This is a genomic window from Cupriavidus sp. GW822-FHT02D05 (assembly GCF_058802485.1).
Window position 1 is genome coordinate 29,369 of record NZ_JBXAOE010000014.1, and the last position, 12,505, is coordinate 41,873.

Consider the following 12,505-nt stretch of genomic DNA (forward strand, 5'->3'; position numbering starts at 1 on the left):
GACAACGCGGCAACGGTATCCCACGCAATCGGCGTGGCGGCCTTAGCCGTCAGTTTCCGTGTATTCGAACCGCCGGAAGGCGGCATTTACCAGGAGAAAACATGAACAAGTTCGTCGCGACAGCCATCGCGCTGTGCATTGGCGCCGTCTCCGTGGCTGCCCAGGCGCAATCGACCGGGAAGAAGCAATTCGACCCGTATAGCCAGGGCGCCAAGTCGGGCGATAAGTTCGACCCATATAGCCAGGGTGCCAAGTCCGGTGACAAGTTCGACCCGTATTCCCAGGGCGCGAACAAGAGCACCCGCACGGACCTGACCGACGCCTCCGCGCCGCCGGCCAAGAAGTCGACCAAGAAGAGCAAGAAGAGCAAGAGCAAGAAGCCCGCCGCATCGGCCGCAGCCGCGAACTGATCGGTAAGGGGCGCCGCGCTGGTACCCGGCGCCCTGACAGCAGAAAGCCCGCCAATTCAAACTGGCGGGCTTTCTGCTGTGTGCTGCCGGAGAATCCGCTTTAGCAGGCGGGGAAAGCGTCAGGGCGAAGTCGTATCCAGATCCATCCCCGTGACGTCGATCCGTTGCACCTTGTCCTGCTGGCGAATCTCGGTGCGCAGCACGAATGCCTCGGCGGGGCAATACCAGTCGGTTACGTGCATCAGCGTGGGCTCCACCTGCACCACCTCCTCCCCCACCATCAGCGGCCCCAGCGAAGTCCGCTTCTCGTAGGTGATCGGCATGCACTCCTTGCGGCCCAGCACGGTATCGATCATCTGGCGCTTGCCCACGTGGCGGGATCCGACGCTGATCGAGGCATATAGCGCCCGCATGCTTCCCACGACCTCGTCCGCGCCCACCGGATAGATCTGCAGCGAGACGCTGGACTCGAACGCCTCGCCCTCCAGGGTGCCGCCCTCGTGGATATCCATGCCCGCGTAGCTGAACACGCCCTGGCCCCTGAAGGCGGCTTCGCCGTACATGCGGGCATAGCGCCCTTGTGCATTGATGACGGCATGCTCGCTCTCGATACTGCTCTTGGCAGAGTCGGAGCGGCGGTCGATATTGACCATGTGGACCTGGTCCATGATGACCGGCGGCCCCATCAGGGCAGACAGCGCCGACTTGGAGCGCACCTCGAGCTGCGCCCGGCATCCAGTCTGGTTCTTGGTCGCCCGGCGCAAGGTCATGGTGATCGACATGGGCATGGCGCCATCGCCTTCCATCTGCACCCGCGAGCCGGAGCGGAACCATGGCGCGTCGCACAGCGGGGCGAGCGCCCGCGCCGGCGCCTGCTCAGGCGTGGCAGCGGCCACCGCCACTGTCTGAGCAGGCGCAAGGCCGCCCACGGCCAGCAGCACTGCGCTGGCAATGGAAGCAGCCCTAAACCGTTGCGCCTTTGTCCTCACATGAATCCTGTCTAGAATGATTTCGCGCCCCCGCTCGTTCCGACCCGGTGTCCCACACGCAAGGCCAGCCAGACGTTGTAGCTCGCGCTGGCTAGAAACTAGCGCTTTTTTGCCCGCGCGTGTCGGCAATCTTAGTCGGTCACCGTCGCTGCCGGCCCATGCGGGCAGCTTGCCAGGGAGTTCCTATGCTTCAGTATTACGCCAAGCTTTGGTGGGTCGTGGCCTTGCGCGGCATTCTCGCCGTTCTTTTCGGGATTTGTGCGTTTTTCGCACCTATTGCCACACTGGCTGCACTTGTGCTCTTGTTTGGCGCCTTTGCCGCCGCCGACGGCGTCAGCGCGCTGCTGATGGCCATCTCGGGCAGCCAGCGCGAGGCTAGCGACCGCGGCATCCTTGCACTGCAAGGCCTGCTTGGCCTGGGCGTGGGCTTGCTGACCTGGTTCAGCCCCGTGGTCACGGCGTTTTCCCTGCTGTTATATATCGCCGCCTGGACGCTTGCCACAGGGGTGCTGCAAATTGTCGCGGCAATCCGCCTGCGCAAGGACATTCCCAATGAATGGTGGCTGATCCTGGCCGGGCTGGTGAGCATCGTGTTCGCTTTCCTGCTGCTGTGGCAACCCCTTGCCGGCGCGCTGGCGGTGCTGTGGATGATCGGAGCCTGGGCGGTGGTTTGCGGCATTCTGCTGATCGGCGTCTCGCTGCGCTTGCGTCGCGCCAGAAACATGCCGATTAATACACTTTCCAGCTAAGCCGCGCGTGCTACCCGGGCCGTCCCGCGTGCGCCGACCCCGCGCGCGACGGCGGGTTGCGGCGGTCGTGCTAACATTGCGCGCCGCGCCACTTGGCAACCACGGTTGGCCATGGGGTAACGGCTAGAAAGACGGACAAAGCAGAAGGCGCATGGCAACGGGCACGATCGCTTGCCTTCATTTTTTGTCTACCAAAGCAGTCGCTGCTGCGTTGTGATGTTTTCGCCGGCTGCGCAGGCAGCCCGAAACCGTCAAGCAGCCCGGCCGCACGCTGCGGCAACAGCCTGACGCCGCCTGTTTAGCGGTGCCAAGGCGGTATTACCAAGCTTTAATCATCATGCAAGTGGCCGCGCCATCGCGAGCCAATGCAATGATTGTGTGGCAGCAGGCGGGACAAGCCACCCGGTCCGCCAGCGCGCGGATCGCCACACCCCGCAAGCCCGAGAACCGGTCGTCATGTGCGCAAGCCAGGGCGGTCACCCGATCCCTTTCCAGGAGACGTATGCGTAGTTCCGTGACCTCGCGAGACACCTCGCGAAGCACCGCACAAGGTGTTTCGCAATCTGCCGGCTTGCCCACGACCACCATCGTCCTGGTTTGCCTGTTTATTCTCCTGGTCTGGTTCGGCACGCTCGACGCTCGCCACCTGCTGCGCTCCGATGAAGGCCGCTATGCCGAGATCGCGCGCGAGATGTTCTCTACCGGCGACTGGGTAACCATCCGCTACAACGCACTCAAGTACTTCGAGAAGCCGCCTTTCCATATGTGGGTGACGGCGCTGTCCTACACTGTGTTCGGCGTAGGCGACTGGCAGGCCCGGCTGTGCGTGGCGCTGTCCGGCATGGTCGGCCTTGTGGTCTCGATGCTCGCCGCCCACCGCTGGTATGGCTTCCGGGCCGCCTTCCTGACCGGGCTGGTGCTGGCCGCCGCGCCGATGTGGAGCGTGGCCTCGCACTTCAACTCGCTGGACATGACGCTGTCCGGCGCCATGGCCTGCGTGCTGGCCTTCATGCTGCTCGCGCAGCACCCGGCTGCGACGCCGGCCGCCCGGCGCTACTGGATGTGGGCCTGCTGGATAGCGATGGGCGTGGCGATCCTGACCAAGGGGCTGGTAGGCATTGCCCTGCCCGGTCTCGTGCTGGTCATCTACACCCTGATCTCGCGCGACTTCGGCCTGTGGCGCCGCCTGCACCTGATCACCGGCATCGCGCTGATGCTGATCGTCACGGTGCCCTGGTTCTGGCTGGTGTCTGAGCGCAACCCCGAATTCCTGAATTTCTTCTTTATCCACGAGCACTGGCAGCGCTATACCTCGACGGTACACTCGCGCAAAGGCCCGCTGTGGTACTTCGTGCCGTTGCTGGTGGCGGGCTTCATCCCCTGGCTGGGCCTGGCGCCGCGCATGTGGCAAGTGGTCCGTGGCGAGGGCGCGGCGGCACGCGTGGCCCCGGCACGGCCATTCCAGCCGGCGCTGTTGCTGGCCGTGTGGGCCATTGCCATCTTTGTCTTCTTCAGCCTGTCCGGCTCGAAGCTGCCCGGCTACATCGTGCCGATCTTCCCGGCGCTTGGCATGCTGGCAGCCGTGGCGCTGCAGCACATCGATGAGCGCAGCTGGAAGCGGCAGCTCAACGGCATGCTGGTCATTGCGGCAATCGGCTTGCTGGCCAGCCCGGTGGTGGCCACGCTGAATTCCGACAACACGCCCAACGAGCTGTACCGCTTGTTCGCGGTCTGGGTCGGCGCCGCCTTCGTGCTGATGCTCGGCGCCGTGTTCCTCGCGCGCAAGCTGCTGGCGAGCAAGGGCCTGATGGTCAGCATCACCGTTTACTCGCTCGGCTTGTTCACCAGCTTCACGGTGGCGCTGCTGGGCCACGAGGTCATGGGACGGCAGACTTCGGGCGTGGACATGGTGCCCGCCATCAACGCCGTGCTGACGGATGACATGCCGATCTATGGCGTGCGCATGCTGGACCACACGCTGCCGTACTACCTGCGCCGCACCACCATCATGGTGGAATGGCCGGACGAACTGGAGTTCGGCACCAAGCAGGAGCCGCAGAAATGGCTCCCCACGCTGGATGCCTTTATTGCAAAATGGCAGGATGGTCAGCACGCCGTGGGCATCATGTCGGCTGCCACCTACAAGATGCTGCAAGAGCGCAAGGTGCCGATGTACAAGATCGGGCAAGACAAGCGCCGCGTCGCGGTCACCAACTTCCCGCCTCCCGGCCAGGCGCCGGCGGCCCCGCAGCAAGAACCGAACCGCGCGCCATGACGCTCTCTACCTTCGCTTTTATCTTCACCGGCGTGCTGCTTAATGCGTGCGCGCAGTTGCTGCTCAAAGCCGGCACCAACGCCGTGGGCGCAATCACCATCGAGCGCGCAACGCTGTTTGCCACGGCGTTTCGCGTGCTGACGCAGTGGCCGGTACTGGCTGGCCTGACACTGTACGTAGTCAGCGTCGGCGTGTGGATCGTCGGGCTGTCGCGGGTCGATGTATCAATCGCTTACCCGATGCTGTCGCTCGGTTACGTCGTGAACGCCCTGGCAGCCTGGTGGCTGTTCGGTGAAATGATCGGCCCCCTGCGCGTAGCGGGCATCCTGCTGATCCTCGCTGGCGTGTTTCTCATCGCGCGTTCCTGATCACCGCACCATCGCACCATCGCCACAAGACACAAGACACAAGACACAAGAGCCTGATTGCCATGACCGCTTCCGCTGCGCAAGCCTTCCTGCCCTTCGTCAAGCCGAATATTGACGCCGCTGCCATCGCCGAGGTGGGCAAGGTGCTGGCCTCGGGCTGGATCACCTCCGGCCCCAAGATGCACGCCTTCGAGGCCGCCCTGTCCGAGCTGTTCGGGGGCCGCCCGGTGCGCACCTTCGCCAATGGCTCAGCGACGATGGAAATCGCGCTGCGCGTGGCCAATATCGGCCCCGGCGACGAAGTCATCACCACCCCGATCACCTGGGTTGCCACTGCCAATGTCGTGATCACGGTGGGCGCCAAGCCCGTCTTCGTCGACATCGATCCGCGCACGCGCAATATCGATCTCGATGCCGTGGAAGCCGCCATCACGCCCCGTACCCGCGCCATCATGCCGGTCTACCTGTCGGGCCTGCCGGTGGATATGGACCGCCTCTACGCCATCGCGAAGAAGCACAACCTGCGCGTGATCGAGGATGCCGCGCAGGCCATCGACTCGCGCTGGCGCGGCCAGCGCATCGGCGCCTTCGGCGACCTGGTCAGCTTCAGCTTCCAGGCCAACAAGAACATCACCAGCGTCGAAGGCGGCTGCCTGGTGATGAACTCGCCCGAAGAAGCCGAACGTGCCGAACGCCTGCGCCTGCAAGGCGTGATCCGTACCGGCATGGACGGGATGGACGTGGAAGAGCCCGGCGGCAAATTCAACCTGACCGATGTCAACGCCGCCATCGGCCTGTCGCAACTGGTGCAACTTGACGCCATCACGGCACGCCGCGCCGAACTGGCCGAGGCGTACTACCGCTGCGCCGCCGGCAGCGGCCTGGCCGAACTCGGCATCGAGCTGCCGCTGCCGCGTGACGGCGAGCTAGCCACCACCAACTGGCATATGTTCCAGGTGGTGCTGCCGGCCGAACGCATCGAAGGCGGGCGCACCGCGGTGATGGAGGCCATGCGCGAGCAAGGCGTCGGCACCGGCGTGCACTATCCCGCCGTGCACCTGTTTTCTTATTACCGCTCCCTGGGCTGGCGCGAAGGCATGCTGCCGCACGCCGAGCGCATCGGACGGGGCATCGTCACGCTGCCGATGTTCCCCGCCATGCAAGCCGCCGACGTGGAGCGGGTATGCGCAACTCTTAGTGAAACATGCAAACGCCTCTTCAAATGAGCCCTGTCGAAGTCTCCGTCGTCATTCCCGTCTATAACGAGGAAGATGGCCTGCAAGCTCTGTTCGACCGGCTCTACCCGGCGATGGACGGGCTCGGCTGCAACTACGAGATCATCTTCGTCAACGACGGCAGTCGCGACCGTTCGGCACAGATCCTGGCCAGCCAGTTTCACAAGCGCCCGGACACCACGCGCGTCGTGCTGTTCAACGGTAACTTTGGCCAGCATATGGCCATCCTGGCCGGCTTCGAGCACACCCGCGGCCAGATCGTGATCACGCTGGATGCCGACCTGCAAAACCCGCCGGAGGAAATCCCGCGGCTGGTGGCAACCATGCGCGAAGGTCATGACTACGTTGGCACCATCCGCCGCGAGCGCAACGACACGGCGTTCCGCCGCATTGCGTCCCGCGCCATGAACCGGCTGCGCGAGCGCATCACGCGCATCAAGATGACCGACCAGGGCTGCATGCTGCGTGCCTACGACCGCAATGTCGTCGACACCATCAATGCCTGCCGTGAGGTCAATACCTTTATCCCCGCGCTGGCCTATACCTTCTCCTCCAATCCGGTGGAGATCGTGGTCGAGCACGAGGAACGCCACGCCGGCGAATCCAAGTATTCGCTGTTCCAGCTCATCCGGCTGAACTTCGACCTGGTAACCGGCTTCTCCATCGTGCCGCTGCAGTGGTTCTCCGCCATCGGCACCTTGCTGTCGCTGGCATCGGCGGGCCTGGTGGCGGTGCTGCTGGTTCGGCGCTTCGTGCTTGGCGCGGAAGTGCAGGGTGTGTTCACCCTGCTCGCCTTCAACTTCTTCCTGGTTGGCATCATGCTGTTCGGCATCGGCCTGCTGGGCGAGTACATCGGCCGCATCTACCAGGAAGTGCGCAACCGTCCGCGCTACCGCATCCAGGCGGTGCTGGAAGGCACGCCGGAACAGCAAAAGGCGACGGAGGTCCCGTGCGCGCAGTAGTCTTCGCTTATCACAACGTCGGCGACCGCTGCCTGCGCGTGCTGCACGCGCGTGGCGTGGAAGTGGCGCTGGTCGTCACGCACCGCGACCGCCCGGATGAGAACATCTGGTTCCGCCGCGTTGCCGATACCGCAGCCGAACTCGGCTTGCCCGTCACCTACGGCGAAGACCCGGCCGATCCGGCGCTGGCTGCCGCAGTGGCCGCGGCGCGCCCCGACGTGATCTTCTCCTTCTACTACCGCGCGATGATTCCCGCGGCAGTGCTGGCGCTGGCGCCGCAAGGCGCGTTCAATATGCACGGCTCGCTGCTGCCCAAGTATCGCGGCCGCGTGCCGGTGAACTGGGCGGTGCTGCACGGAGAAAGCGAGACCGGCGCCACGCTGCATGCGATGGAAGCCAAGCCGGATGCCGGCTTCATCGTCGACCAGACGTCAGTGCCGATCCTGCCCGATGACACCGCCGGCGAGGTCTTCGAGAAAGTGACCGTGGCCGCCGAGCAAACGCTATGGCGCGCCCTGCCCGCCATGATGGCCGGCAACATCACGCCGCTGCCCAACCGCCTTGCCGAAGGCAGCTACTTCTCCGGGCGCAAGCCGGAGGACGGCCGCATCGACTGGCAGCAGCCGGCCGCGCAGGTCTACAACCTGATCCGCGCAGTCGCACCGCCCTATCCCGGCGCCTTCACCGATGTCGGCTCGCGCCGCTTCGTGGTGGCGCAGGCGCGCCTGCCGCATGCCGGCAGCGCAGCCGGAGCAGCCCCATTGCAGTCCACCAGCGCCGCCCGCCCGGGCTTGCACGTGATCGACGGGCAGATCGTCGGCGTGTGCGGCGATGGCGGCCTGATCCTTGTACGCGAACTGCTGGACGATGGCGCCCAACCCGCGCCCGTCTCGGCTGCCGCGCTTTCCACATTTCTTACCGCATTGTCCAAAGAGGAAAACCGATGAAAAAGGTCCTGATTCTTGGCGTCAACGGCTTCATCGGCCACCACCTGACGCGCCGCATTCTCGAAACCACGTCGTGGGAAGTCTACGGCATGGACATGTCCAGCGATCGCCTTGGCGACCTGATCGACCATCCGCGCATGCACTTCTTTGAAGGTGACATCACCATCAACAAGGAGTGGATCGAGTACAACATCCGCAAGTGCGACGTGGTGCTGCCGCTGGTGGCCATCGCCACGCCCGCCACCTACGTGCGCCAGCCGCTGCGCGTGTTCGAACTCGACTTCGAAGCCAACCTGCCGATCGTGCGCGCCGCCGTGAAGTACGGCAAGCACCTGGTGTTCCCGTCCACCTCCGAGGTGTACGGCATGTGCCATGACGACGAGTTCGATCCCGAGACGTCCGAGCTGATCTGCGGCCCGATCAACAAGCCGCGCTGGATCTATGCCTGCTCCAAGCAGCTGATGGACCGCGTGATCCACGCCTACGGCATGGAGCAAGGCCTGAACTACACCCTGTTCCGCCCGTTCAACTGGATCGGTGCCGGCCTGGACTCGATCTTCGAATCGAAGGAAGGCTCCTCGCGCGTGGTCACCCAGTTCCTCGGCCACATCGTGCGCGGCGAGCCGATCAAGCTGGTGGACGGCGGCGCGCAAAAGCGTGCCTTTGCCGATGTCACCGACGGCATCAGCGCCCTGATGCGCATCATCGAGAACCCGAACGGCATCGCCACCGGCAAGATCTACAACATCGGCAACCCGCGCAACATCCACTCCGTGCGCGAGCTGGCCGAGATGATGCTGAAGATGGCCGGCGACTACGCCGAGTACGCGGAAGAAGCCAAGAAGACCCAGATCGTGGAAACCTCCTCGGGCGACTTCTACGGCAAGGGCTACCAGGACGTGCAGAACCGCGTGCCGAAGATCGACAACACCGTGGAAGAGCTCGGCTGGAAGCCCGAGGTCAGCATGGAAGACGCGCTGCGCGCCATCTTCGAGGCTTACCGCAGCAAGGTGATCGAGGCGCGTACCCTGGTCGATTCGGCCAACTGAGCGCACGCACCCGATGGCCCGTATCGCCCTGAAGGTCGACGTCGACACGCTGCGCGGCACCCGCGAAGGCGTGCCGGCGCTGCTCGCCATGCTGGCCCGCGTGCGGGCCGAGGCCACCTTTCTGTTCAGCCTTGGCCCCGACCATACCGGCTGGGCACTGCGGCGCGTGTTCCGTCCCGGCTTCCTGAAGAAGGTGTCGCGTACCTCGGTGGTGTCGAACTATGGCTTGCGCACGCTGATGTACGGCGTGCTGCTGCCCGGCCCCGATATCGGCCGCAAGGGCGCGGCCGAGATGCGCGCGGCGCGTGCGGCGGGGCACGAGTGCGGCATCCACACCTGGGACCACGTCTACTGGCAGGACAACGTGCGCGAGCGCGATGCGGCCTGGACCCGGCGCCAGATGCAAAGTGCATTCGACCGCTTCGTCGAGATATTCGGCGAAGCACCGCCCACCCATGGCGCGGCCGGTTGGCAAATGAACGATGAGGCCTTCCGCCAGATCGACGACTGGGGCATGGTGTACGCGTCCGATGGCCGCGGCACCGGTCCGTATATCCCCACGGTCGATGGTGTGGCATGCCGCCACGTGCAGATGCCGACCACGCTGCCGACGCTGGACGAACTGATCGGCGTGGGCGACATGACGGAAGACAACGTCCACCACGCCGTGCTGCGTCTGAGCGAAGACGGGCGCGACCACGTGTTCACCCTGCACACCGAACTCGAGGGCGGCAAGCTTGCGCCGGTGTTCAACCGCCTGCTGGATGGCTGGCGCGCGCAGGGGCATGAACTGGTGTCGATGGCCACGCTCTACCGGCATATCGATCGCAGCGCCCTGCCGCAACTGCCGGTGACGTGGGGCGCGATCGAGGGAAGAAGCGGCGAGCTGATCCTGCAGCCGTAGGCATCTGGCCGGGACGGCATGTTGCCCGCGCCCGCCCGCATCAAAACACAGTCAGTACCATCAACGATCGTCAACGGCCGGCAACCGGCCATTGACGATGCGTTCATGCGTGCACCGCTTGCGTGCGCGTGTGCCTCAGCCTCGCTTCGGCCCGTTGGCGAAGGCCCCGGCGGACCCTCGACAACGTTCAGCTACGGTCCCTCCCCGCCAGCCTCAGGCCGTTGAAGACCACCAGCAAGCTCGCCCCCATATCGGCGAACACCGCCATCCACATGGTGCCCAGGCCCATGACCGTGAGGGCCAGGAAAATCGCCTTGATGCCAAGCGCCAGGGCAATGTTCTGCTTCAGGATCGTCGAAGTCTGCCGCGACAGCCGGATAAAGGCGGGGATCTTGCGCAGGTCGTCATCCATCAGCGCCACGTCGGCGGTCTCGATCGCCGTATCGGTCCCGGCTGCGCCCATGGCGAAGCCGATATCGGCACGGGCCAGCGCGGGCGCATCATTGACGCCGTCACCCACCATGCCCACCACGACGCGCTTGCTACCATTGCTACCATTACCCGGCGCCCCTTCTGCCCCCTTCACGCTCAGCGCAGCGATGGCGTCCGCCTTGTCCTGCGGCAACTGATTGCCGCGTGCCTCGTCGATCTGCACCTGCGCTGCGATCGCTTGCGCGGTATGCGGGTTGTCGCCCGACAGCATCAGCGTCCTGACGCCCAGCGCGTGCAGCTCAGCCACCGCCTCGCGGCTACTGTCCTTGACCGTATCCGCCACGCCGAACAGCGCCTCGACGCCGTGATCCGCGCCCAGCAGCACAACCGTCTTTCCCTGCCGCTCCAGCGCTTCCAGCGTAGCCTCCAGCTCCGGCGAGCACAGCCCGCGGTCGTGGATCAGGCGATGGTTCCCCAGATAGTAGCTGCGCCCGTTCACGCTGCCGCTGACCCCGTACCCGGGCAGCGCCGCAAAGTCCTGCACTTCCAGCGGCACGATGCCATGCGCACGCGCGGCATTGGCCACGGCCATCGACACCGGATGGTCGGACCGGGCAGCCAGGCTGGCCGCCATCAGGCGCGCCGCATCGCTCGCCGCCGCACCTGCCGCGGCGGTTGCGCCCAGGGGCTGGAAATCGGTCTGGGCCGGCTTGCCGTGGGTGATGGTGCCGGTCTTGTCCAGCGCCAGCCATTTCAGATCCTTGCCCTGCTCCAGGTAGACGCCCCCCTTGATCAGGATGCCGCGCCGCGCCGCGGCCGCAAGGCCGCTGACGATCGTTACCGGCGTGGAGATCACCAGCGCGCACGGGCAGGCAATCACCAGCAGCACCAGCGCCTTGTAGATCCATGCGCTCCAGTCGCCGTCCATCACCAGCGGCGGCACCACGGCCACCAGCACCGCGCCAAGGAACACCAGCGGCGTGTAGATGCGGGCAAAGCGGTCGACAAAGCGCTGCGTGGGCGCGCGGCTGCCCTGCGCCGCCTCCACCGCGTGGATGATGCGCGCCAGCGTGGAGCCGCTGGCCGGCGCGGTGACTTCGTACTCCAGTTCGCCAGCTTGGTTGATGGTGCCGGCGAAAAGTGCATCGCCGACGGTCTTGTCGACCGGCACGCTCTCGCCGGTGATCGGTGCCTGGTCCAGCGTGGACTGGCCACGCAGCACCCGCCCGTCGAGCGCTACACGTTCGCCAGGGCGCAGGCGCACCAAGGCGCCGATGGCCACCGCGCTAGCCTCCACGGGCAGCCAGCTGCCGTCGGGCTGCTGCACCGTGGCCTGCTCCGGCGCCATTGCCATCAGGCCGCGCACGGCATTGCGGGCACGGTCCAGCGACGCCGCCTCGATGCGCTCGGCCAGCGCGAACAGCACCATCACCATGGCCGCTTCCGGCCACTGCCGGATCAGCATGGCGCCAGTGACAGCGATGCTCATCAATGCGTTGATGTTCAGGTTGCCATTGGACAGCGCAATCCAGCCCTTCTTGTAGACGCCCAGCCCGGCTATTGCCACAGCCACCAACGCCAGCAGGGGCGCCAGCCATTCCTGGCCGGGCACTTGCAGCCACTGCACAGCCTCCGCGCCGAGCGCGGCCACGCCGGCGAACGCCAGCGGCCACCACGGCCTGGCGGCTTGCGGCGGCAGCGCCGCGGCCTGCTCCGACAGCGGCTCGGCCTTCATGCCGAGGCTCTCGATGGCCCGCACCACCGGCTCCAGAGAGTCCAGCGTATGGTGCACCGTCAGCACGCGCTGCATCAGGTTGAACTGCAGCGCGGCCACGCCCGCCATGCTGCCCAGCTTGTTGCGGATCAGGGTCTCTTCCGTGGGGCAATCCATCGCGTCGATGCGATAGCTGGCCGCGGCGGCGCCGACAGGAACGGCTACGGCAATCGGCGGCGCCACGCTGGCGCTGCCACAGCAAGCGGCGCCGCCCGCCTGAGCGTGCTGGTGGCCGTGATCGTGGTCGCGCTGGTGGCCGCGATCGTGATCGTGGCCATGGTTGTGCTGGTGTGCTTGATCGTGCTTATGCGTGTGTTCGTGTGCATCAGAATGCCCATGACCGCAGCAAGATGGGGCACGGAGCGAAGCTTGGTCTGGCGTTGCGCTAGGCATGGCGGTTTTCCCTGCTTG

The 12,505-nt window shown here is 65.5% G+C and carries 11 protein-coding genes; 9 read left to right on the forward strand and 2 right to left on the reverse strand.

The annotated features are described in order from the left end of the window. The first annotated feature begins 101 nt into the window (after positions 1 to 101). Positions 102 to 410 (forward strand): hypothetical protein, encoded by a 309-nt coding sequence (locus tag AC1RQK_RS19380; protein ID WP_043355619.1) that lies wholly within the window; start codon positions 102 to 104, stop codon positions 408 to 410. Between the two features lie 119 nt (positions 411 to 529). On the opposite strand, the gene AC1RQK_RS19385 is transcribed toward AC1RQK_RS19380, so the two are convergent. Then, the gene (locus AC1RQK_RS19385) at positions 530 to 1,351 is read right to left on the reverse strand and encodes a hypothetical protein (RefSeq protein ID WP_492810753.1); all 822 of its coding nucleotides are present in this window, start codon (positions 1,349 to 1,351) and stop codon (positions 530 to 532) included. 233 nt (positions 1,352 to 1,584) lie between these two features. Here AC1RQK_RS19385 and AC1RQK_RS19390 point away from each other — a divergent pair, with 233 nt between their 5' ends. The 8 genes from AC1RQK_RS19390 (at position 1,585) to AC1RQK_RS19425 (ending at position 9,888) form a co-directional block, all read left to right on the forward strand. Further along, positions 1,585 to 2,148, forward strand: coding sequence for an HdeD family acid-resistance protein (locus tag AC1RQK_RS19390; RefSeq protein ID WP_492810575.1), 564 nt, complete (start codon positions 1,585 to 1,587; stop codon positions 2,146 to 2,148). A gap of 502 nt (positions 2,149 to 2,650) precedes the next feature. Next, positions 2,651 to 4,423, forward strand: coding sequence for a glycosyltransferase family 39 protein (locus AC1RQK_RS19395; RefSeq protein ID WP_492374699.1), 1,773 nt, complete (start codon positions 2,651 to 2,653; stop codon positions 4,421 to 4,423). Continuing rightward, entirely contained in the window at positions 4,420 to 4,791 is a 372-nt protein-coding gene (locus AC1RQK_RS19400; RefSeq protein ID WP_043355625.1) for a DMT family transporter, read from the forward strand. The genes AC1RQK_RS19395 and AC1RQK_RS19400 overlap by 4 nt, the downstream gene beginning before the upstream one ends. 62 nt (positions 4,792 to 4,853) lie before the next feature. Then, positions 4,854 to 6,017, forward strand: a complete 1,164-nt coding sequence (locus AC1RQK_RS19405) for a DegT/DnrJ/EryC1/StrS family aminotransferase (RefSeq protein ID WP_492810578.1) — start codon at positions 4,854 to 4,856, stop codon at positions 6,015 to 6,017. Continuing rightward, positions 5,996 to 6,988 carry a glycosyltransferase gene (locus AC1RQK_RS19410; RefSeq protein WP_459376337.1) on the forward strand — a complete coding sequence of 331 codons (993 nt, stop codon included), beginning with the start codon at positions 5,996 to 5,998 and terminating at the stop codon, positions 6,986 to 6,988. The genes AC1RQK_RS19405 and AC1RQK_RS19410 overlap by 22 nt, the downstream gene beginning before the upstream one ends. Continuing rightward, positions 6,976 to 7,935, forward strand: a complete 960-nt coding sequence (locus AC1RQK_RS19415; protein WP_492374697.1) for a formyltransferase — start codon at positions 6,976 to 6,978, stop codon at positions 7,933 to 7,935. The genes AC1RQK_RS19410 and AC1RQK_RS19415 overlap by 13 nt, the downstream gene beginning before the upstream one ends. Further along, complete coding sequence (locus AC1RQK_RS19420; RefSeq protein ID WP_052495092.1) at positions 7,932 to 8,984, forward strand: bifunctional UDP-4-keto-pentose/UDP-xylose synthase; 1,053 nt, start codon at positions 7,932 to 7,934, stop codon at positions 8,982 to 8,984. The genes AC1RQK_RS19415 and AC1RQK_RS19420 overlap by 4 nt, the downstream gene beginning before the upstream one ends. Positions 8,985 to 8,997: 13 nt before the next feature. After that, positions 8,998 to 9,888 carry a polysaccharide deacetylase family protein gene (locus tag AC1RQK_RS19425; protein WP_492374696.1) on the forward strand — a complete coding sequence of 297 codons (891 nt, stop codon included), beginning with the start codon at positions 8,998 to 9,000 and terminating at the stop codon, positions 9,886 to 9,888. Positions 9,889 to 10,075: 187 nt separating this feature from the next. Here AC1RQK_RS19425 and AC1RQK_RS19430 read toward each other — a convergent pair whose 3' ends face one another. After that, the gene (locus AC1RQK_RS19430; protein WP_492810582.1) at positions 10,076 to 12,487 is read right to left on the reverse strand and encodes a heavy metal translocating P-type ATPase; all 2,412 of its coding nucleotides are present in this window, start codon (positions 12,485 to 12,487) and stop codon (positions 10,076 to 10,078) included. Between the last annotated feature and the right edge of the window lie 18 nt (positions 12,488 to 12,505).

Bases quoted from the DNA above. Each gene is read 5' to 3' on its own strand.
- AC1RQK_RS19380 (WP_043355619.1), top strand. From the start codon at position 102: ATGAACAAGTTCGTCGCGACAGCCATCGCGCTGTGCATTGGCGCCGTC.
- AC1RQK_RS19420 (WP_052495092.1), top strand. From the start codon at position 7,932: ATGAAAAAGGTCCTGATTCTTGGCGTCAACGGCTTCATCGGCCACCAC.
- AC1RQK_RS19425 (WP_492374696.1), top strand. From the start codon at position 8,998: ATGGCCCGTATCGCCCTGAAGGTCGACGTCGACACGCTGCGCGGCACC.
- AC1RQK_RS19430 (WP_492810582.1), bottom strand. From the start codon at position 12,487: ATGCCTAGCGCAACGCCAGACCAAGCTTCGCTCCGTGCCCCATCTTGC.
- AC1RQK_RS19405 (WP_492810578.1), top strand. From the start codon at position 4,854: ATGACCGCTTCCGCTGCGCAAGCCTTCCTGCCCTTCGTCAAGCCGAAT.
- AC1RQK_RS19410 (WP_459376337.1), top strand. From the start codon at position 5,996: ATGCAAACGCCTCTTCAAATGAGCCCTGTCGAAGTCTCCGTCGTCATT.
- AC1RQK_RS19390 (WP_492810575.1), top strand. From the start codon at position 1,585: ATGCTTCAGTATTACGCCAAGCTTTGGTGGGTCGTGGCCTTGCGCGGC.
- AC1RQK_RS19395 (WP_492374699.1), top strand. From the start codon at position 2,651: ATGCGTAGTTCCGTGACCTCGCGAGACACCTCGCGAAGCACCGCACAA.
- AC1RQK_RS19400 (WP_043355625.1), top strand. From the start codon at position 4,420: ATGACGCTCTCTACCTTCGCTTTTATCTTCACCGGCGTGCTGCTTAAT.